Below are 19,890 nucleotides of genomic sequence, written 5' to 3'. Positions count from 1 at the left end.
TGCGGCCGCCGGAGCCGTACGGCGGGGCCCGAACGACCAGCCCAGACCCGGAAAGAGGTTCAACCATGACCGTGACCGAACAGCTTCCACCCGACCTCGCCGCCGAGGGCGGGGCGCCGCGGACGCTGCTGCGGCTGCGCCCCGAGGTGGAGGTCACCGCCCAGGGCGACGACCTGGAGCTCAGCCACCCGTGGGGCCGGCAGCGCGTGCACGCGCTCGGCGCCGACACCGTCCAGCGGCTCGCCGCACTCACCCGGGACCACCTCGACGTCGGTGAACTCGCCGACGGCGGAAGGCTCTACCACCTGCTGAGCCGGTTCCCCTACCTGGTCTCCACCACCCTCGCCGACCCGCTCGGCGAGCCGATGGCGACCGCCGTCCCGATCGCCCGGGCCGCCGGACTCCCCGGTCTGGTCCGCGCCCCCGCCTCGGTGGTGCTGTCCCGCTTCGCGTACCTGCGGCGGCTGCCGGAGGAGCACGCCGGGGCCTGCGTGCTGGAGTCGCCGATGGCACCGTTCCGCCTGACGCTGCACCAGCCCGCGGCGGGCGCCTTCGTGGCGGCCGTCACCGCCAACCGCTCGGTGGCCGAGGCGGCCCTGCTGGCCGGGATCAGCCAGCCGGCCGGACAGGCACTGGCCGGACTGCTGGCGGGCGCCGGCTTCCTGGACGACGGGGCGACCGGCGAGCCGCCGCTCTGGGACTTCCACGACCTGCTGTTCCACGCCCGCAGCCGCCCGGGGCGGCACGACTACCCGAGCGGCGGCGTCTTCGCCCACCCCGAGGTGGAGCAGCTCCCGGCGCTGCCGGGTGTCGGCGCCCGGGAGGACGGCACCGGGATCGACCTGCCGGTGCCGGACTGGGACGAGGTGCTGGCCCGCGACCCGGCGCTCAGCGAGGTGCTGGAGGGCCGCCGGTCGGTCCGCAGCTACGCCGATACCCCGGTCACCCTGGCCCAGTTGGGCGAACTGCTGTACCGGGTGGCCCGGGTCCGCCGGATCATCCCGGGCGACCCGTCCGACCCGCACGGCTACGACATCGTGGACCGGCCCTACCCGGCCGGCGGCTCCACCGGTGAACTCGAGGTCTACCTCTCGGTGGTGCGCTGCGACGGACTGGTGCCGGGCGTCTACCGCTACGACGCGGCGGCCCACCGGCTGCGGCCGCGGCCGTTCTCCGGCCCGGCCGACGAGTCGGCCTTCCGCGAACTGATGACGGCGGCCTGGCGGGCCACCGGCTGCACGGTGGACCCGCAGGTGCTGCTCACCGTCACCTCGCGGTTCGGCCGCCTCTCCTGGAAGTACAGCCAGATCGCCTACGCGCTGACCCTCAAGCACGTCGGCGTGGTCTACCAGACGCTGTACCTGGTGGCGACGGCGATGGGCCTGGCCCCCTGCGGCCTCGGCTCCGGCGACACCGACGCGGCGGCCCGGGCGCTCGGCCTGGACTGGACGGCCGAGTCCTCGGTCGGCGAGTTCCTGATCGGCAGCCGGCCCGCGGACGTGCCGCGCACCGCGCACGGCTTCCACGACATCGTGTCGACCTCGCGCGGAGAGTGACGCGCCGCCAGGTCCTGTAGGTCCCTTTTTCGCAGCAGAGACGTCCGGACATGCCGATGCCCCGCCGTGGAGTGGCGGGGCAGCGGCATGTCCGTGGGTGTTTCCGGGGTCGGCCCTAGAGCCAGCCGTTCTCGCGGGCGATCCGGATCGCGTCGCAGCGGTTGCGGCCGTGGGTCTTGGCGATCGCGGCCGAGACGTAGTTGCGCACCGTGCCGGGGGAGAGCGACAGGGTGGCGGCGACCTCCGAGATGGTCGCCCCCTCGGCCACGTGGCCCAGCACCGTGAGCTCGCGCGGGGTGAGCGGGACGGCGGCCGGCCGGACCACCTCCGCGAGCAGCCGGGGATCGTAGACCCGTCCGCCGGTGGCGAGTTCGCGGACCGCGGAGATCAGCGCACCCGGCGGCACGTCCTTGAGCAGGATCCCCGCCACCCCGTCGGCGACCGCCCGCTGGAGGTCGGAGGAGCGCGGCACCGCGATCAGGAGCAGGACGGCGGTGTCGGGGGAGCGGTCGCGGATCAGGGCGGCCGTGGCGGGGCCGCCCGGGCCCGGCAGGTCCAGGTCGAGGACCGCGACGGTGGGCCTGGTCCTGGCGGCCTCGGCGGCGGCCTCCTCGGCGGTGTTCGCCTCGGCGACCACGGCGAGGTCGGCCTCCCGGTCGAGCAGGGCTCCCAGTCCCGAGCGGAACAGGTGGTGCCCGTCGGCGAGCAGGACGTTCACGTTGGTGGTCCCGGGGGTGCGGTCCGGGGCCGAGCGGTACGGCGGTTGGTCCAGCAGAGGGGTGATCATCCGGCTACCTCGGTGACAGGGGAGTCTCGGGTGGACAGGCGGACTGACGCACGGTCAGACGGTCTGGCGGGTGGAGCTGGTCGAGCGGGTGGAGCGCTGGTCAGTGGTGCTGCTCACCCCCAGCCCCAGGTGCCCTGGGTGCCGGTGGGGATCGGAGCCGGGGTGGTGGTCGAGGCGGGGGCGGGCTGGCCGGTGGTGACGTTGTTGGCCGTGTCGGCCGGCGCGCCGTCGGCCGTCAGGACGACGGCGGCCGGGGCGGTGTCGGCCAGCTGGAGGGCGGCCGTGCCGGTCAGGATGCTGAAACCCAGGGCGACAATCGTGATGAAACGGACCTTCTGCGTCATGGGTGTGCCCAAACCTCTCGCGTTCGACTTGAACCCCGGGCTGCTTCCGGAGATCGAAGGGTGCGGCTGACGTTCCCACCGGGCCCCCTGGGGGGCTGCTGTCCCGGTTTCCGGTCCGTCGTTCTTGCCGACACCATGAGATTGGCCGCCCGGGGTGGTCCCTGTCAGCACCCGGAGCTGGCACCAGAGTGCCGTGACACCCTGAGGCCAGCTCGGGCCGGTTGGTGCCAGGGCCGTTGAATCCGGGCTGACCTGCGGGAACGCCCGATCGGGGTCAGGGGAGGCTGGGCAGCTCGTACAGGCCGAGGGCGAGCCGGGAGTCGGCCTCGCAGTGCAGAAGGTGCCACCCGCTCAGCACGCTGTCCGGGGTGGTCAGTTGCTGCCAGGCCTCGCGCAGCCCGTCCTCGGCGTCCAGCAGGCTGCCGGCCACCACGAAGGCCACCGCGTCCACCGCCTGCGGCGTCACCCGGATCCGCGCGTGGCTGAGCCGGGCCGGGCCCCGGAAGCCGTGCTCCAGGCCGTCCCGTACGACCGGTGCCGCCGGAGGGCAGACCACGGGCCCGCTCGTCTCCAGGTGGGCGCGAATCGCGTACACACTCATAGCCTGGGGCACCGTCGGCCCGCCGACCGGCAGTTGGCGGTGGCATTTCCCCGCCTGGCACCAACATGTCGCGGTCCGCGCGGACGCCGTCGTCTTCACGGTTCATCCATCGGATCGCCGCGATTGTCCGGAAGACTGTTCTAAGTTCCGTCAAGTGACGCTACGCTGACCGCCTGTCAGTATCGGTGAACGGGCACGCCGGTCCGATGTCCGGTCCCGCGGGGGAGGGTGTGATGTGCTCCGACCTTCTGGTGAGGGAACGTTGACCGAGTCCCGGCCGATCGGGCTCGACCCGTTCGGCGAAGCGGTGTACCGGACGATGCTGCTCCACCCGGAGTTGGACACCCAGGGCATCGCCATCCGACTGGAGGCCCCCGAGGCCGAAGTCAAGGCGGCACTCGACCACTTGGCGGACCTGGCACTCACCAGACCCACCGGTGCCGAGGACCGCTGGCGGGCCGTCAACCCGGAGCTCGGCCTGGCCACCCTGCTCGCGCTCCAGGAGGCCGAGGCAGCCCGCCGCCAACAGGAGATCGAACGCAGCCGGGCCACCATGGCCGGCCTGATCGCCGAGTACGCGAGCGTGCGCACGCCCACCAGCCAGACCGGCGTCGAGCTGATCTCCGACCTCGGCGAGGTCCGCGGCCGGCTCGTCCAACTCGCCTCCGACGCCACCGTGGAGGTGCTCGCCCTGGCCCCCGGCGGCCCGCAGCCGCCCCAGGTGATGGAGGCCAGCCGGGCGCTCGACCAGGAGACCCTGGAGCGCGGCGTCCGGATGCGCACCATCTACCAGGACAGCGTCCGCAACGATCCGGCCACCGTGCAGTACGCCCGCTGGCTGCACGGGTTGGGCGGGGCCGTGCGCACCACCCCCACCCTGCCGCTGCGGATGATCCTGGTCGACAACGCCACCGCCATCGTCCCGATCGACCCGGAGGACGCGCGCAAGGGGGCCGTGCTGCTGCACAGCCCCGGGGTGATCGCCGCGCTGCGCGCGCTCTTCGAGCAACTCTGGGACCAGGCACGCGTGCTGGGCGAAACGGTTCAGCGCGACCCGCACGGGCTCACCGCCCAGGAACGCGAACTCCTCCGCCTGCTCGCCGAGGGCCTCACCGACGAACGGGCCGGCCAGCGGCTCGGCGTCTCGCTGCGCACCGTCCGCCGCATGATGGCCGACCTGATGGTCCGCGTCGACGCCCGCAGCCGCTTCCAGGCCGGCATCCACGTCGCCGCCCTCGGCTGGCTCGGCGAACCCACCCCCCGCTGAGCCGCACCCTCGAGCCGCCGTCGGGCCGCCCGCAGGGCGGCCAGGGGCGCGAGGAACTGCGCGAGTCGGAAGACACGGACCCATGTGCCGGGTACGGACAGCCACTTGCAAGTGAATGTCCGTACCCGGCACACGGGTCAGCTCCTACCGCCGCGCGCAGTTCCCCGCGCCCCCGGCCTCACCAGTCCGTGCGCCCCGGCATCAGCCTCGTGCCTGACCCCGCCGGGGGAGGGCGAAGACCAGCGCGAACACCAGCAGCAGGCCGCCCGCCACCCACCAGAGGGCCTGCTGGAAGGCGTCCACGAAGACCGGCCCCATCGCCTGGACGGCCGGATCCGCCGCGTCCACCACCCGGAAGAACGCCACCGAGGAGAGCCCGAGGCCGAGCGCGAAGCCCAGCTGCTGGGTGGTGTTGACGATTCCGGAGGCCGAGCCGGAGTGCTCGCGCGGCACCTCGGAGAGCACCAGGTCGGTCAGCGGGGCCACGATCAGCCCCATGCCGAGGCCCATCACCACCAGCGGGAGCGCCATCTGCCAAGGGGCGATGGCCAGTCCGTACCGGGCGGCCTCGGCGAGGTAGAGCAGGGTGCCGGCCGCCATCACCAGCGCGCCCGCCTGCAGGACCTTGCGGCCGAACCGCGGCACCAGGACCTGGACCGAGATCCCGGCCGCCACCGACACCGCCACCGAGAACGGCACGCCGCTCAGGCCGGCCTTCAACGCGCTCCAGCCCAGGCCGAGCTGCAGGTAGAGGGTCCAGACCAGGAAGAAGATGCCGGTGGCCAGCCCGAAGGAGAGCTGGACGCCGATCCCGCCCGCGAAGCTGCGCACCCGGAACAGCGCCAGCTCCACCAACGGCGAGCCGTCCCGGCGGGTCTTGGCCTTCTCGTACGCCACGAACAGCGCCAGCACCGGGACGCTCAGGCCCATCGAGACGAAGCCCCAGAGCGGCCAGCCGGCCTCCCGGCCGTGGGTGAGCGGGTAGAGCAGCATCAGCAGGCCGACGGCGCCGACCACCATGCCGACCAGGTCCAGCTTGAGCGCCTTCGGAGCGCGGGACTCGTCGACGTACTTCAGGCCCATCAGCAGGCCGGCCACCCCGATCGGCAGGTTGACCAGGAAGATCGGCCGCCAGCCGAGGCCGAACAGGTCCCACTCCGTCAGCAGGGCGCCCAGCAGCGGGCCGAGCACCGCGCCCATCCCGACCATCGCGCCGAACATCCCGAAGACCTTGCCGCGCTCCTCGGCGGGGAAGGAGACGTGGATGATCGAGAGCACCTGGGGCACCATCAGTGCGGCCGTGGCGCCCTGCAGCACCCGGGCGGCGACCAGGACGTCGGGGCTCCAGGCCAGGCCGCACAGGGCCGAGGCCAGGGTGAAGCCGGTGATGCCCAGCAGGAAGAGCCGCTTGCGGCCGTGGATGTCGCCGAGGCGCCCGCCGGTGATCAGGCCGACCGCGAAGGCCAGTGCGTACCCGGCGGTGATCCACTGGAGCGCGCCGAAGCCCGCGCCCAGGTCCTGCTGGATGCTCGGCATGGCGATGTTCACGATGGTGACGTCGACCAGGTCCATCAGGCTGGCCGTCATCACCACCGCCAGCGCCAGCCAGCGCCTGCGGTCGGGTGCGACGGGAGGCGTCCCGGCGGCATCGGCGGGCGGCGCCGCGAGGACGGCACCGGTGTCGGTGGCGGATGGCATGGTGGGGACTCCTTCGGCAGGGACGCCGCGCGTCGGCTGGGAACGCTCCGAAGGTAGTGGCCATCTAGGTCAGATCCTGGCCGCTTGGTCCGCCATGCTGGATCCCATGACGGACACCCCGGCGAGGCTGCTGAGCCTGCTCTCCCTCCTCCAGACCCCGCGCGAATGGCCCGGCAGCGAGCTGGCCGACCGCCTGCGGGTCAGCCCGCGCACCATCCGCCGCGACATCGAGCGGCTGCGCGAGCTCGGCTACCCGGTGGAGGCCACCAAGGGCGCGATCGGCGGCTACCGGCTGGTGGCCGGGGCCGCGATGCCGCCGCTGCTGCTGGACGACGAGGAGGCGGTGGCCATCGCGGTCGGCCTGCGGGCCGCCGCCGGGCAGGCGGTGGAGGGCATCGAGGAGGCCTCGGTGCGGGCGCTGGCCAAGCTGGTCCAGGTGCTGCCCGCCCGGCTCAGGCACCGGGTCGGCTCGCTCAACGCGGCCACCGTGCCGATGGTCGGGTCCGGTCCGCGGGTCGACCCCGAGGTGCTCACCGTGCTGGCCGCGGCCGCCTCCGGCCGGGAGCGGCTGCGCTTCGGCTACCGGGCGGGGGACGGCGCCGAGACCAGGCGGCTGGTCGAGCCGCACCGCCTGGTGGCCGCCGGGCGGCGCTGGTACCTGGTCGCCTTCGACAACGAGCGGGACGACTGGCGGATCTTCCGGGTCGACCGGGTGAGCGGGCCCCAGCTCACCGGTGCGCGCTCGGCTCCCAGGGAGCTGCCCGCCGAGGACGCGGGCGAGTACGTCCGGGCCCGGCTGCACGCCCGCCCCCGGACCTACGAGGCGGTGGTCGTGCTGCACGCCCCGCCGGAGCGGGTCCGCGAACGCCTCGGCATGGCGGAGGACGAGCTGACCGCGCTGGACGGCGGGCGCACCCTGCTGCGCACCCGGTCCGACTCGCTGGAGTGGATCGGGATCCGGCTGGCCACCCTGGGCTGCGAGTTCGAGGTCCGCGAGCCGGCCGAACTCGTCGACCACCTACGCGAACTGGCCGCCCGCGCGCTGCGGGCGGCCGAGGTGTCCGATGCCGGCTGAGGGCGGGTCAGATCACTTGCCCAGCGCGGCGACACCGGCCTGGGCGAACTTCTCGTCCAGGTCGCCGGAGGGCGCGCCGGCCACGCCGATGCCCGCGATCGGGGCGCCCTTGTCGGCGACGGGGGCGCCACCGCCGAGGAAGAGGGTGCCCGGGATGTCCTTCAGGTTCGGGGCCTGGGCGAGACGCTTGGCCAGCTCCGAGGTCGGGGCGTTCCAGGAGACGGCGGTGAACGCCTTGCGCTCGGCCGACTCGTAGGACTGCGGGCCGGCGCCGTCGCCGCGCAGGGTGACCACGGTGTTGCCGTTGCGGTCGACGACCGCGACGGAGACCCGCTGGTTCTCCTTCTTCGCGGCGTCCAGCGCGGCCTGGGCGGCCTTGGTGGCGGCCTCGACGGTCAGGTGGGTGCTGGTGAAGGTGTCGTTCTTCTTCACGTCGGCGGCCTGCACGGCCTGGGTGGTCTGGGCGCTGTCGCTCTTCGGCGCGGCGGTCGCGGAGAGCGCGCCGACGGTGCCGGCCCCGGCCAGCGCGAGGACGGCGGCACCGGTCAGGACGCGGACCCGAACAGTCTTCTTCTGCATGCCACTTGCTCCACTCAGGATCTGGGGGGAACCACCGGCTCCCGCTCTCACCATCGATCCTCGCCCCGGAACCGCCCCCTCCCCGTCGACGCCCCGGCCGACCCGGGGGTCATCCGATCGGCTGACCCCCCACCACCCACCCGGCCTCCGGGGGACACGCCGCCGGGCGGGCGAGGGTACGCACCGGCGCCGCGCCGGGCGGATACTTCTAGAGGCCCCTGGGCCTCAACGGCCCTTCGAACCAGCAGGGACGGAGCCATGCGCGAGAACCCCGAGAATCCCGAGTTCCCCGAGGACTACGACGACTTCGAGGCGGAGGCGGCGCCGGCCGTCCAGGAGGCGGTGGACGCCGAGCGCGACGCCGCCGACCACCTGGGGGACGACTACGAGCAGCTGCGGGAGCGCCGGGCGCTCGGCCACGAGGACGCGGACGACGCGGACGCGGCGGAGCAGAGCCGGGTGGTCGACCTGGACGAGGAGGAGTACCGCTGACGGCCTGCGGTACGGACGGCGGTGCGGCCTGGGGTGCGGCCTGGGGTGCGGCCGACAACGAGTGGCCATAACGGGTCGGAAGGTTAGAATCCGGGCATAACAGCCTGGCGCACGGATCGCCGCGCACACCGGCGGGGCGACCGTTCGCCGAACGGAGGTCGACGATGACCAAGCGATCCACGGGCTCGATGACCAAGCTCCGCACCGGCATGCAGGAGATGCTCCAGCGCCGGTCCATGACCGCCGATCCCGGCATGCGACCGCCGGTCACGGGCGGTGGCCCGATGGCCGGCGGCACGTCCGCCCCGCACTTCGGGGACACCGCCTTCAGCCACGGCGGGCGCCGCTCCTTCGCCGCCCCGGCGATGGCCTCCGGCCCGGCCCACCACGCCGAGCTGCCCGGCCACCGGCACCGGGGAGCGGAGAAGCACTCGGCCCACTGATCCCGGCCCACGCGACGGCGCGGGGGCGGTACCCGGCAGGACCGGGTACCGCCCCCGCGCCGTTCCGCTCCCCGCGCGGCGGCCCGGTGGCGGTAGGGTCCGAGCGGACCCCACGACTGAAGGAGCGTCATGCCGGAGGAGCTCAAGCCCCGCGAGGAGTGGCTGGCCTCGCTGCCCAGGTCCTACACGGGGTCGGGCTGTCTGCTCACCGACCCGGACGGGCGGGTGCTGATCGTCAAGGCCGGGTACCGGGAGCACTGGCAGTTCCCCGGCGGCACCGTCGACCGCGGTGAGGACGGAGCCCGCTGCGCCGCGCGCGAGCTGGAGGAGGAGACCGGGATCGTCCGGGAGGCGGGACCGCTGCTCGCGGTGGCCTGGACCCACCCCTCGGAGGAGCTCGACCACCCGGCCGTGCACTTCCTCTTCGACCTGGGCACCATCGCCGCCGACACCCCGGTCGTGCTGCCCGAGGGCGAACTGGACGACTGGCGGTGGGCGCCGGTCGAGGAGGCCCTCGAACTGCTCGGCCCCAGCCGCTCGGCGCGGCTGGCCGGCGCCCTGGCGGCCCGCGCGGACGGCCGCACGCGCATCGTGACCAGCCCCGAATCCGGCTTCTGACGCAGGAGTCCACCAGGACCCCGGGAGTCCACAGGGCCCCCGGGGGGCCCCGGGGGCTCCTGCGGTCACTTGCGGAACACGTACGCCGCCGAGACCGGGACGCCGAGGTGCTTGGCCCACTTGGGCTTGAGGGCGGTCCACCGCTCGTCCACCACGGCCTCCCGCATCTCGGCCAGCTGCCAGCCCTCGCCCAGCGCGGCGGTCAGGTGGTCGCTGACCAGGTGCAGGTGGGTGTCGATGGCCAGGTCGGTGCCCTCGGCGGTGGTGAAGTGGGTGGGCATCCCGGCGCTCATGATGAACTGCGGGTGCAGGCCGACCAGGACGCAGAGCCCGCCCGGGGAGGCCAGCCGGTACGCCTCCCGGTAGAGCGGGGCCAGCTCCGGCAGGTGCTCGTCCACCAGCGAGGAGATCACCAGCCCGTACTGCCCCTCGGGCAGTCCGGTCTTCGCCAAGTCCCCCTCCAGCAGCACCCGGTGGGCGCCCCGGGTCCGTGCCCTGTCCAGCATCTCGGGCGTCAGGTCCACCCCGTCCACGGCGCCCACCCCGCGGGCCCGCAGCCAGGCTCCGGTCCGCCCCGTCCCGCACCCGAGGTCGGCGGCCTGCTCCACCTGGGCCCACCGGGGGGCGGAGAGGCTCTCCAGTACCGCGAGGTCCATCAGGTCCTCGACCGTGTCCTCGTAGCTCGTCACCCACTGGCCGTATCCGGTCCGGACGTCCACGGTCGGGTAGTGCCGGGTGTCAAAGTTCGCGAATTCCACCATACTTCGCAGTGTTCACGACCCGGCGGCGGAGCTGCCAGCGATTTTCCCGAAGGGCTCGACGGTGCAGCTGCTGACCTTCCCCGAGGCCCAGGTGCCGGCCGAACTGCGGTCGCAGGTATGGCGGTTGCAGGAGGTCGCCTGGCCCAGCGGCGGGGCCGACCCGGGTACGAGCCACGATCCGGCGCTCGCTCCGGAGAGCCTGCTGCTGGTGGCGGACGGCCGGGTGCTGGCCGCGCTGGACCTGCTCGGCAAGGAGATCGACCACGACGGCGCCCGGTACCTGGCCCGCGGGCTGAGCTGCGTGGTGACCGACCCGGCGGAGCGCGGCCGGGGTCACGGCGGGCGGCTGGTGCGGGCCGCGCTGGAGGTGGTCCGGGGGAGCGGGGCGGACCTCGGGGTGTTCAGCTGCGACCGGCCGCTGCTCGGCTTCTACCGGGCGGCCGGGTGGCGGGAGTTGGCCGGTGCGGTGCTGGTCGGCGGGACCCCGCAGGACCCGTTCCCGACCGACCGGCCCGGCTTCGACAAGGTGGTGATGGCCGACCTGTGCACCGGGCGGGCCCGCGCGGCGTCCTGGGAGCACCGCCGGATCGGGCTCCATCCGGGCACGGTGGACCGCCTCTGGTGAGGCGGCACGTGGTGACGTCCCGTCAGAACAGCCACAGCTCCCGGCCGAGCGAGTCGGTGCAGCGGACCTGGACGAAGCGGTCGTCGTCGGCCGCGAGGAAGCCTCCGGCCACCCCGGCCAGCACCTCGCGGGCCACCGGGTCGGAGCGGCTCCAGGCCCCGGTCAGGACCAGGGTCTTGCCGTCCAGCTCGGCGCGCTGGATGCGGGCCACGGCGGCGGACAGCAGCGCCGCGTTCACCTCGTCCAGCTCGGCGGCGGACAGGTACGTCTCACCCGTCCCGGGCCCGCCCTCGGCGGCCGCCAGCCGGCGGCGCAGCTCGGGCAGCCCGTAGTGGCGGACGGCGGCGATCGAGTCCTCCACCGCGACCAGCCAGCGCGGCCCGGGGCTGATCTCCCAGCAGACCTCGTCGTCCACCGGCATCAGCTCGCCGATCCGGGCGTGCCAGAGCTCGGAGCCGTCCGGCGCCGACGGGTCCGGCGGCCCGACCGGCAGCGGGCGGTCCCGTTCGGCGTCCGGCTTGGCGCTCAGCGCGAGGTCGACGGTGTAGCGCAGCGCGTGGCCGTCCGCGTCGAGCACCCGGACCCCCAGTACGGCCCAGTGCAGCGGGGCGGGAAGGACGAAGACCTGCCGCTGGTCCGTCAGGCCCATCGCCCGCAGGGCGGGCGCCAGGTGGTGGCGCATCCCTTCGGCGAAGAGTTCACGGGCAGCCGTCATCGCAGGTCCTCGGAGGTGGGGGGTGTGGTTCGTGCACTGTCAAAGCTAGGTGCCGGGGCCGCCCCGGGGCTGCGGGCGAACGGCGTCGGCCGACGGGCCTTAGGTCCCGCCGGCGCGGGCCGTTCCTCCCGGTGCCGCTGACGCCCCCGTCACGGCGGGACCGGAGCGGCGGCCCGCTCCTCCCGGCGGCCGGACCGGAGCGGCCGAACCGGTCCGGCGCGGGCCCCGGATGGCGCATGATGTGGCGGGTGCACAGCTCCCACCCCCGACCCGGCGGTCCTCCGCCCGACCTCGCCGAGGCCGTACTGGCGGCGCAGGACGGTGACGAGGAGGCGTTCCGGCTGCTCTTCCGGACGGTCCAGCCCGGCCTGCTGCGCTACCTGCGGGTGCTGGTCGGCGGCGGCCCGGAGGACGCGGAGGACATCGCCTCCGAGACCTGGCTCCAGATCGCCCGCGACCTGCGCGGCTTCCGCGGCGACTCCGACGGCTTCCGGGGCTGGGCGGCGACCATCGCCCGGCACCGGGCCATGGACCACCTGCGCCGGGTTCGCAGACGGCCGATCGCCGACCTCCCGGAGGAGTACCTCGCCGAGCTGGCCGCCGCCGAGGACACCGCGGGCAGCGCCGTCTCGGCGGTCTCCACCGCCGACGCGCTGGCCATGATCGCCGAGCTGCCGCCGGACCAGGCCGAGGCGGTGCTGCTCCGGGTGGTGCTCGGCCTGGACGCGCCCGGCGCCGCCGCGGTGCTCGGCAAGCGGGCCGGCACCGTCCGGATGGCCGCCCACCGCGGCCTGCGCCGGCTGGCCAAGCGCCTGGAGGGCGACGGCCCGGCCGGCGGCCCCGCCGAGGGCTTCCCGGCCCAGCGCCGCACGCCCGTGGAACCGCCCCGCACCCGCCCCGCCGCCGAGCAGCCGCCGCCCCGGAAGGGCCGTCCGCCGCGCCGGCTCGGCCGCGCGGGCCGCTCCGCGCCGGAGCCCGGAACGGGATCCGGGAAAACCTTTCCGCCGGGTGTGACACCCGAGCAGGCCGTGACGCTGAAGGACATGAGATGAGCACCAACCGATCCCGACGGATCGACCGCGCCACCGCCGAGCAGCTGCTCGCCGGTGCCTCGGGCGCCCGCGCGACCGGTCCGGAGCGCCTCGCCGACCGCACGGCCCCGCCGGGCCACGCGGAGCTGGCCGGGCTGCTCGCCTCCGCGGCTGCCCCCGAAGCCGGCGGTGGTGAACAGCCCGGCGAGCAGGCGGCGCTGGCGGCCTTCCGGGCGGTGCGCTCCGACCCGTCCACCGCGACCACCGCCCGGAGAACGACCGTGAGCACCACCGTCCGCGTGCGGGCCTTCAGCGCGAAGGCCCTGCTGACCGCCTGCGCGGCCACCGCGCTGGGCGGCGTCGCGGTGGCGGCCGGCACCGGCGGTCTGCCGCACATCCCGGGCCTGCCCGGCGGCGGTCAGGCGGCGCACGCCCCCGCCACGCCCTCGGCCTCCGGCTCCGCGGGCGCCGGCGCGCGCACCGGCACCTCCCCCTCCCACCACGAACCGCAGGGCTTCGGCGTCTCGCACGCCGCCACCCCGCCGCCGTCCGGCTCGGCCGCACCGTCGGCGACCGCCCCCGCCCCCGCCTCCCCGGGCACCGACCAGCGGGCCGAGCTCTGCCACCAGTTGGCCGTGGCGCTGGACGCGGGCGGCAAGCGCGTCCTCCTGCTGGCCGAGCCGCGGTTCGCCCCGCTGCTGGCGGCCGCCGGTGGTGCCGACGGGGTGGCGGCTTACTGCGCGGCGCCCGCCGCCGACCAGGACGGCAAGGCCTCCTCCCACGGGCCCGAGCTCCCCGCACTCCCCTCGGCCACCGCCTCCTCCGGCGGCCGCAAGGCGACCGAGAAGCCGACCGAGAAGCCCGGCGGCAAGCCGACGGACAAGACCTCCGAGAAGCCCACTGCCAAGCAGGACGGCACCCCCGAGGAGCAGAGGACCGCAGGGCAGCCGGAACAGACCCGCCGGTGACCCGAAGACGCCGCGCCGCCGGTGCGCGGGTCGGTCCCTCCGGCACCCGACCCCAGCCCCCGCACCAGGACAGGACCCGCAGGTGACCACCAGCCCCCGGACCCGGGCCGCCCGCCGGGCCGTCCCGCCGCCCGACGAACCGGTCTTCGTGGACGCCTCCGGCCGCCGCCAGCGACTGGTCCGCCGCGCCGGCCGACTGCTCGTCATACCCGCGGCCGGCTACCTCGCCCTGCTGCTCAGCAGTCTGCTCGGCGGTCCGTCCGTGGACGCGCCGTTCCTGCCCCAGCAGCACGCCGAGCGCCCGCCCGCCCCGGCCGTGCCCGCCGCCCCGGCGGGCGGCGCCACGTCTGACGGTCCGTCGGCCCCGGTCTCCGCCCAGCCGGCCACCCGTACCGGCCAGGCGGTCCTCCCCGCCCGCTCCGCCCGCACCACCGAGGCCCCGTCCGCGACCCACTCCGCGACGGACCAGTCCTCCGCCCCGGTCACCACCCCGACCGCGGGCCCGGGCAACTCCGGCAACACCCCCGGCCACGGCCGCCCCAGCACCGCCCCGAGCCGGAAGCCGAGCAAGACCCCGTGACCACCACCCGCACCGCTCCCACCCCCGGCCACCGCTCCCGGCGCCGCAACGGCAGGGGCCGCGGCCGCCGGGCGGCGGTCCGTCAGGTCCCGCTGCGCACCCACTGGCTGCTGCTGACCACCCTGGTGCTCACCCTCACCGCCGCGCTGCTGCTCCAGGGCTGGACCCACCAGCTGTACGGCGGCACGCCCGACGGCGCGACCACCGCGAAGGGCGACGGCGGCTCCGTGCCCGCCGCGGTCCGGGACGGCGGCCCGGTGATCGACGGTGGCGCGGCGCCGCCCCGCTCGGCCCGGCCGGCCGACCGGACGGTGGCGCTCACCTTCGACGACGGCCCCGATCCGGTCTGGACCCCGCAGATCCTGGACGTGCTCCGCCGCCACCAGGTGGACGCTACCTTCTTCGTGGTCGGCTCCCAGGTGGCCGCCCACCCCGAGCTGGCCCGGCGGATCGTCGCCGAGGGCCACGAGCTCGGCGTGCACACCTTCACCCACGCCGATCTGTCCGCCGTCCCCGAGTGGCGGCGCTCGCTGGAGCTGAGCCAGAGTCAGCTGGCGCTGGCCGGCGCGGTCAGCCGGACCAGCTCGCTGCTGCGGCCCCCGTACTCCTCCTCGGCCGCCGCGCTCACCGACGCCGACTGGGAGGCCGTCCGGAAGGCGGGGCAGGACGGCTACCTCACCGTGCTCACCACCCTGGACAGCGGCGACTGGCGCCGTCCGGGCGTGGACCGGATCGTGGCCGACGCCACCCCGCGCGGCACCGCCGGCGAGATCGTGCTGATGCACGACGCCGGTGGCGACCGCAGCCAGACGGTGGCCGCGCTCGACCGGCTGATCACCGAACTCCAGGCCCGCGGCTACCGGTTCGCCCCGGTCGGCGACGCGCTCGGCCTGCCCCGCCCGATGGCCCCGGCCCCGGCCGGGGACCACTGGCGCGGCCTGGCCCTGCTCGGCGCCCTGACGGCCAGTGAGTGGGTGCTCCGGGTGCTGGGCTGGCTGCTGTTCGCTGCGGGCGCGGTCAGCGTGCTGCGCGCGGTGGCGGTGGTGGTGGCGGCCCGGCGGCACAAGCGGCTGCGCGGCCGCCGCCCGTGGGGCCCGCCGGTGACCGAGCCGGTCACCGTGATCGTCCCCGCCTACAACGAGGTGGCGGGCATCGAGGCGGCCGTCCGCTCGCTGCTGGCCTCCGATCACCCGGTGGAGGTGATCGTGGTGGACGACGGCTCCACCGACGGCACCGCCGACCTGGTCGAGTCGCTGCGGCTGCCGTACGTCCGGGTGATCCGGCAGCAGAACGCGGGGAAGCCCGCCGCCCTCAACGCCGGTATCGCCGCCGCGAGTTGCGAGCTGCTGGTGATGGTGGACGGCGACACCGTGTTCGAGCCCGACGCCGTCCGGATGCTGGTGCAGCCCTTCGCGGACCGCCGGGTCGGCGCCGTCTCCGGCAACGCCAAGGTGGTCAACCGCGGTGGCCTGCTGGGGCGTTGGCAGCACATCGAGTACGTGGTGGGCTTCAACCTGGACCGCCGCCTGTTCGACCTGGCCGAGTGCATGCCGACCGTGCCGGGGGCGGTGGGCGCCTTCCGCCGCTCGGCCCTGCTGCGCCTCGGCGGCGTCGGCGAGTCCACCCTGGCCGAGGACACCGACCTCACCATGGGCCTGTGCCGGGCCGGTTGGCGCGTCGTCTACGAGGAGCGGGCCCGCGCCTGGACGGAGGCTCCGGCCTCGCTCGGCGCGCTCTGGCGCCAGCGCTACCGCTGGTGCTACGGCACCCTCCAGGCGATGTGGAAGCACCGCGGCGCGCTGGCCCAGCGCGGCCAGGCCGGGAAGCTCGGCCGCCGCGGCCTCGGCTACCTGCTGCTCTTCCAGGTGCTGCTGCCGCTGCTGGCCCCGGTGGTGGACGTGTTCGCGCTGTACGGCCTGGTCTTCCTCGACCCGGGCCGCATCCTCGGGCTCTGGGCCGCCTTCCTGGCGCTCCAGTTCGCGATGGGCGCCTACGCCTTCCGCCTGGACGGCGAGCGGCTCGGCCCGCTCTGGACGCTCCCGCTCCAGCAGTTCGTCTACCGGCAGCTGATGTACCTGGTGGTGATCCAGTCCGTCTGCACCGCCCTGGCCGGATCCCGGCTGCGCTGGCAGCGGATGCAGCGGTACGGCAGCCTCCAGGTGCCCCCGGCGGGCGCCTGACCCCTGCCGGACAACCGCTATGGTGCACGGGTGCGCGGCCACCGGGCCGAGGCGACCGGGCGGCGCGGAAGGGGAGTGGTCGGGGTGATCGGCCGGATACTGAACGGGCGTTACGAGCTGGGCGAGGTCCTCGGCGTCGGCGGCATGGCCACCGTGCACCGCGGGCACGACCACCAGCTCGGCCGTCCGGTCGCGGTGAAGCTGCTCAACGGCGGCCTGGCCGACGACCCCCGGTTCGCCGAGCGCTTCGCCCAGGAGGCCCAGAACGCCGCCCGCCTGGTGCACCCGAGGATCGTCACGGTCTTCGACTCCGGGGTGGACCAGGGCTCGCCGTACATCGTCATGGAGCTGGTCCACGGCCAGACGCTGGGCCGGCTGATCGCCGACACCACCTGGCTCCCGGTGGAGCGCGCGGTCGGCATCGCGGCCGCGGTCTGCGAGGCCCTGGAGGTCGCGCACGCGGCCGGGCTGGTGCACCGGGACATCAAGCCGGGCAACATCATGATCACCCACGACGGCGGGGTGAAGGTGGTGGACTTCGGGATCGCCCGGGCCGGCTCCTCCGGCGCCCAGCTCACCCAGGCCGCCCAGGTGCTCGGCACCGCCTCCTACCTCTCCCCGGAGCAGGCCACCGCGAGCCCGCTGGACGGCCGCTCCGACCTCTACTCGCTCGGCTGCGTGCTCACCGAGATGCTCACCGGGGCGCCCCCGTTCGGCGGTGACAACTCGGTGGCCATCGCCTACCAGCACGTCGGCGCCCACCCCGCCCCGCCCTCCTACCGCCGCCCCGGGCTCAGCCCGGCCCTGGACGCGGTGGTGCTCCGGCTGCTCGCCAAGAACCCGGCGGACCGCCCGGCCGACGCCGCCACCGCCCGGGCCGAGCTGCTCTCCGCCGTCCCGCTGCACGGTCCGGCCGACCGCACCAGCGAACTGCTCGCGGCCACCCAGGTGATCCCCCCGGTCGCGGCGGTGCCCGGCCAGGTCCCGTACGGCGGCGCCCAGCAGGCGACCTCGGTCATGCCCCCGGTGCCGCACCAGGCCGGCTTCCCGGCCCAGCCGTACGGCGCCCAGCCCTACGGTGCCCAGCAGCAGTACGACGCCCAGCCCTACGAGCCGTACGAGGAGCCGCCCGCCCGGCGGCGCAACCCGCTGCTCTACGCGGGTGCCGGGGTCGCCGCGATCGCCGCGGCGGCGGTGGTCGTGGTGCTCACGGCGGGCGGCCCGGGCAAGGGCGCCCCCAAGGCGGCCCCGAGCCCGACCACGCCCGCCTCGGCCTCCGCCAGCCCCTCGCCCACCCCGAGCCCGACCCCTTCGGCCAAGCCCAGCCCGAGCACCAAGCCCTCGCCGAGCGCCAAGCCCGGCCCGGGCACCGCGCTGTCCGCGCTGCGCGCCGCCGTGGCCCAGAGCGAGTTCGACCGGGACCGGGACAGGCAGCAGGACCTGCTGGAACGCCTGGACGAGGCCGCGGACGCCCTGAACGACCGCCAGACGGACGACGCCGCGCGCTCGCTGAGGGACGCTCAGAAGCTGGTCCGCGACCTGGGCAAGCGGCACGCCATCGACACCGAGACCAGTGTGCTCTGGCAGGCCAAGATCGGCGCCGTCCTGGCCCTGGTCGGCTGATCGCTCAGGCCCCCTCGTGCCGCTGGTTCCGGTGGCGGCGCCCCCGGCCCGGCTCCGCGGCCCGCACCTCGGCCCGCTCGGCCAGCCGCTCGTGCAGGCGGCGGCTGACGGTGGTGGCCCCGGCGGTCAGGAAGACCAGGGTGTAGAGGATCTGCAGCATCACCACCACCCGGGCCGACTGCCCGGACGGGGTGACGTCGCCGAAGCCGACCGTGGCGAGGGTGACCACGGTGAAGTAGAGCGCGTCGATCCGGGTCGTCAGTCCGGTGAACTCGTGCGCCAGCGCGTAGTACGTGGAGGCGAAGACCACCAGGGTCAGCGCGCTGAGCAGCAGGATCGCCATCGCCGGGCGGCCGGGCAGGCCGAGGTACTCGCGGCGGATCTCCCGGAGCAGGTACCCGGCCAGCACGGTCAGCGCCCCGGCGAAGGTCAGCCAGCTGGGCACCGGGTGGTGCGGGCCGAAGACGCCGAGCGGCACGGTGAAGTAGGCCACCAGCAGCGCCGCGGCCCCGCCCGCCCCGAACAGCCAGCCCACCCGGTCGACCCGGTGCCCGGAGCCGTCGTCCTCCTCCGACCCCGTCACGGCGCGGCCGCTTCGCCAGGCCGTTCACCCGGCCGCTCGTCCAGCAGTTCCAGCACCGCCAGCCCGCCCAGCAGGGCGAAGCCGGTCCAGAAGACCACCATCCCGGTCGGGTAGCTCCAGAACACCAGCACCAGTGCGGCGGCCGCCACCCCCGTCCACCCCAGCCAGGCCTTGTACCGGTGGACGAAGCGCCCCACCGGACCGAGCCGCAGCCCGGCCCGCGCGGCGGTGGTCCGGACGGCGCCGAAGCCGGCCGTCCAGAGCCGCCGTACGGTCCCGGCCCACCGCCCCGCCCCGGTCAGCCAGGCGCCGAGCGCGACCAGCACGCCGAGCGCGACCACCGCCCGCACGGTGGTCCGCAGGTAGTGCACCAGGGCGTCGAAGACGGCCGCGGCGGCGCCCTGGCTCACCCCGGCCGGGAGCCGGTCCAGGTAGAACGCCCGGCCGACGGCGAGGCCCAGCCCGAGCAGCGCCGCCCCGCCGGCCACCAGCAGCGCGGCGGTGACCAGGGCCCGGCGCCGCCGCCCGGCCAGCAGCACGCCGCCCGCCGCGATCAGCACGGTGAGCACCGGCAGCCAGAAACCGGCCAGGTCGAGCAGCCGGAAGGCGGTCCGCGCCTTGGGGATGGCGTCCGACTGCACCAGGACGTAGTCGGTGTGCACCTCGGGGATCTTCGAGGCCACCCCGAGGCCCTGGGCGACCAGCCGGCTCTTCACCTGGTCGACCAGCGGGGCGAGGTCCAGCGTCACGGTGTCGCCCTGGACCTCGACGGCGCCGCCGCCCTCCCCGGTGAGCAGCCGGTCCACGGCGGCGTGCGCGTTCCGGTTGACGGTCACCCAGACGGTGGCGAAGGCGTCGCTGTCCACCACCTTCTCGACCTGGCCGTGGACGAATCCGGTCAGGCCGTTGGTGAGGGTGGAGCCCAGGGCGCCGAGCGCCTTGTCGAGCAGCGGCCGGTCGGCGGGGGCGACCTGCTCCAGCAGGGTGTCGACCGGCAGGTACTTCATCACTTCGGCGGTCACCCGGTCGGTCACGGCGGCCCGGATCGCCGGGTCCTCGGCCAGCGGCGCCATGGTGGCCACGTACCGGTCGGTGTCGCCGACCTCGGCCCTGGTCCAGGCGGCCACCACGCTCAGCGGGGTGAGCACGGCGGCCAGCAGGACCAGCAGGACGGCGAAGGCGGACCTGACGCGGTGCCGGCGGGGCCGTGCCTGCCGCTCCTCCAGCAGGGCGAGCCGACGTCGCAGCTCCTCGACCTCGGTGGAGCCGGTCGGGTCGGCCATCCGTACCTCCTGCGGTGTGGATCGGTGCACACCAGGAGATAACAGAACTTTTCCGACAGCCAGTCAGACCGCGGCCGGACA

The 19,890-nt window shown here is 75.0% G+C and carries 21 protein-coding genes; 12 read left to right on the top strand and 9 right to left on the bottom strand.

Annotation, left to right across the window (positions count from 1 at the left end; translation table 11 throughout):
- Positions 1 to 65: 65 nt before the first annotated feature.
- A complete protein-coding gene (locus ACWCYY_RS30860) occupies positions 66 to 1,556 on the top strand; it encodes a SagB family peptide dehydrogenase (RefSeq protein WP_345291003.1) in 1,491 nt (496 codons plus the stop codon).
- A gap of 115 nt (positions 1,557 to 1,671) precedes the next feature.
- Here the strand turns inward: ACWCYY_RS30860 and ACWCYY_RS30855 are convergent, their stop codons facing one another.
- From ACWCYY_RS30855 to ACWCYY_RS30845, 3 genes are all read right to left on the bottom strand, one after another.
- A complete protein-coding gene (locus ACWCYY_RS30855) occupies positions 1,672 to 2,343 on the bottom strand; it encodes a response regulator transcription factor (protein WP_345291002.1) in 672 nt (223 codons plus the stop codon).
- A 113-nt stretch (positions 2,344 to 2,456) separates the two neighbouring features.
- Complete coding sequence (locus ACWCYY_RS30850) at positions 2,457 to 2,687, bottom strand: hypothetical protein (RefSeq protein ID WP_345291001.1); 231 nt, start codon at positions 2,685 to 2,687, stop codon at positions 2,457 to 2,459.
- A 274-nt stretch (positions 2,688 to 2,961) separates the two neighbouring features.
- Entirely contained in the window at positions 2,962 to 3,282 is a 321-nt protein-coding gene (locus ACWCYY_RS30845) for a hypothetical protein (RefSeq protein WP_345291000.1), read from the bottom strand.
- A 268-nt stretch (positions 3,283 to 3,550) separates the two neighbouring features.
- Between ACWCYY_RS30845 and ACWCYY_RS30840 the strand changes: the two genes are divergently transcribed.
- Positions 3,551 to 4,555 carry a LuxR C-terminal-related transcriptional regulator gene (locus tag ACWCYY_RS30840; RefSeq protein ID WP_345290999.1) on the top strand — a complete coding sequence of 335 codons (1,005 nt, stop codon included), beginning with the start codon at positions 3,551 to 3,553 and terminating at the stop codon, positions 4,553 to 4,555.
- Positions 4,556 to 4,756: 201 nt separating this feature from the next.
- Here the strand turns inward: ACWCYY_RS30840 and ACWCYY_RS30835 are convergent, their stop codons facing one another.
- Entirely contained in the window at positions 4,757 to 6,253 is a 1,497-nt protein-coding gene (locus ACWCYY_RS30835; RefSeq protein WP_449797889.1) for an MFS transporter, read from the bottom strand.
- 106 nt (positions 6,254 to 6,359) lie between these two features.
- On the opposite strand from ACWCYY_RS30835, the gene ACWCYY_RS30830 reads away from it, so the two are divergent.
- Entirely contained in the window at positions 6,360 to 7,328 is a 969-nt protein-coding gene (locus ACWCYY_RS30830) for a helix-turn-helix transcriptional regulator (protein WP_449797888.1), read from the top strand.
- A gap of 12 nt (positions 7,329 to 7,340) precedes the next feature.
- On the opposite strand, the gene ACWCYY_RS30825 is transcribed toward ACWCYY_RS30830, so the two are convergent.
- On the bottom strand, positions 7,341 to 7,907 hold the full coding sequence (locus ACWCYY_RS30825) for a GlcG/HbpS family heme-binding protein (RefSeq protein ID WP_345290996.1): 567 nt from the start codon (positions 7,905 to 7,907) through the stop codon (positions 7,341 to 7,343).
- Positions 7,908 to 8,165: 258 nt separating this feature from the next.
- Between ACWCYY_RS30825 and ACWCYY_RS30820 the strand changes: the two genes are divergently transcribed.
- The 3 genes from ACWCYY_RS30820 (at position 8,166) to ACWCYY_RS30810 (ending at position 9,460) form a co-directional block, all read left to right on the top strand.
- Positions 8,166 to 8,399 (top strand): hypothetical protein, encoded by a 234-nt coding sequence (locus ACWCYY_RS30820; protein ID WP_345290995.1) that lies wholly within the window; start codon positions 8,166 to 8,168, stop codon positions 8,397 to 8,399.
- Positions 8,400 to 8,563: 164 nt separating this feature from the next.
- Positions 8,564 to 8,842: a hypothetical protein gene (locus ACWCYY_RS30815; protein WP_449797887.1), complete on the top strand. Its 279-nt coding sequence runs from the start codon at positions 8,564 to 8,566 to the stop codon at positions 8,840 to 8,842.
- 129 nt (positions 8,843 to 8,971) lie between these two features.
- Positions 8,972 to 9,460: an NUDIX hydrolase gene (locus ACWCYY_RS30810; protein ID WP_345290993.1), complete on the top strand. Its 489-nt coding sequence runs from the start codon at positions 8,972 to 8,974 to the stop codon at positions 9,458 to 9,460.
- A 65-nt stretch (positions 9,461 to 9,525) separates the two neighbouring features.
- On the opposite strand, the gene ACWCYY_RS30805 is transcribed toward ACWCYY_RS30810, so the two are convergent.
- Positions 9,526 to 10,221, bottom strand: a complete 696-nt coding sequence (locus ACWCYY_RS30805) for a class I SAM-dependent DNA methyltransferase (protein WP_449797886.1) — start codon at positions 10,219 to 10,221, stop codon at positions 9,526 to 9,528.
- Between the two features lie 61 nt (positions 10,222 to 10,282).
- Here ACWCYY_RS30805 and ACWCYY_RS30800 point away from each other — a divergent pair, with 61 nt between their 5' ends.
- The gene (locus ACWCYY_RS30800; protein ID WP_449797885.1) at positions 10,283 to 10,846 is read left to right on the top strand and encodes a GNAT family N-acetyltransferase; all 564 of its coding nucleotides are present in this window, start codon (positions 10,283 to 10,285) and stop codon (positions 10,844 to 10,846) included.
- Positions 10,847 to 10,868: 22 nt separating this feature from the next.
- Here the strand turns inward: ACWCYY_RS30800 and ACWCYY_RS30795 are convergent, their stop codons facing one another.
- The gene (locus ACWCYY_RS30795) at positions 10,869 to 11,561 is read right to left on the bottom strand and encodes a hypothetical protein (protein WP_449797884.1); all 693 of its coding nucleotides are present in this window, start codon (positions 11,559 to 11,561) and stop codon (positions 10,869 to 10,871) included.
- A gap of 248 nt (positions 11,562 to 11,809) precedes the next feature.
- On the opposite strand from ACWCYY_RS30795, the gene ACWCYY_RS30790 reads away from it, so the two are divergent.
- From ACWCYY_RS30790 to ACWCYY_RS30770, 5 genes are all read left to right on the top strand, one after another.
- Positions 11,810 to 12,613, top strand: a complete 804-nt coding sequence (locus ACWCYY_RS30790; RefSeq protein ID WP_345290989.1) for an RNA polymerase sigma factor — start codon at positions 11,810 to 11,812, stop codon at positions 12,611 to 12,613.
- Positions 12,610 to 13,560: a hypothetical protein gene (locus ACWCYY_RS30785; protein ID WP_449797883.1), complete on the top strand. Its 951-nt coding sequence runs from the start codon at positions 12,610 to 12,612 to the stop codon at positions 13,558 to 13,560. The genes ACWCYY_RS30790 and ACWCYY_RS30785 overlap by 4 nt, the downstream gene beginning before the upstream one ends.
- An 82-nt stretch (positions 13,561 to 13,642) precedes the next feature.
- The gene (locus tag ACWCYY_RS30780; protein WP_449797882.1) at positions 13,643 to 14,140 is read left to right on the top strand and encodes a hypothetical protein; all 498 of its coding nucleotides are present in this window, start codon (positions 13,643 to 13,645) and stop codon (positions 14,138 to 14,140) included.
- The gene (locus ACWCYY_RS30775; protein ID WP_449797881.1) at positions 14,137 to 16,320 is read left to right on the top strand and encodes a bifunctional polysaccharide deacetylase/glycosyltransferase family 2 protein; all 2,184 of its coding nucleotides are present in this window, start codon (positions 14,137 to 14,139) and stop codon (positions 16,318 to 16,320) included. The genes ACWCYY_RS30780 and ACWCYY_RS30775 overlap by 4 nt, the downstream gene beginning before the upstream one ends.
- A 30-nt stretch (positions 16,321 to 16,350) precedes the next feature.
- Positions 16,351 to 17,943 carry a protein kinase domain-containing protein gene (locus ACWCYY_RS30770; RefSeq protein ID WP_345290985.1) on the top strand — a complete coding sequence of 531 codons (1,593 nt, stop codon included), beginning with the start codon at positions 16,351 to 16,353 and terminating at the stop codon, positions 17,941 to 17,943.
- 4 nt (positions 17,944 to 17,947) lie between these two features.
- Here the strand turns inward: ACWCYY_RS30770 and ACWCYY_RS30765 are convergent, their stop codons facing one another.
- Both ACWCYY_RS30765 and ACWCYY_RS30760 read right to left on the bottom strand, forming a co-directional pair.
- Positions 17,948 to 18,526: a potassium channel family protein gene (locus ACWCYY_RS30765; RefSeq protein WP_449797880.1), complete on the bottom strand. Its 579-nt coding sequence runs from the start codon at positions 18,524 to 18,526 to the stop codon at positions 17,948 to 17,950.
- Positions 18,523 to 19,809, bottom strand: coding sequence for a hypothetical protein (locus tag ACWCYY_RS30760; RefSeq protein ID WP_449797879.1), 1,287 nt, complete (start codon positions 19,807 to 19,809; stop codon positions 18,523 to 18,525). Before ACWCYY_RS30760 ends, ACWCYY_RS30765 begins: the two co-directional genes overlap by 4 nt.
- Between the last annotated feature and the right edge of the window lie 81 nt (positions 19,810 to 19,890).

The organism is Kitasatospora sp. NPDC001664 (assembly GCF_053596675.1).
Note: the sequence above shows the minus strand (reverse complement) of the source record. Positions and strands in the feature narration are given on the sequence as shown.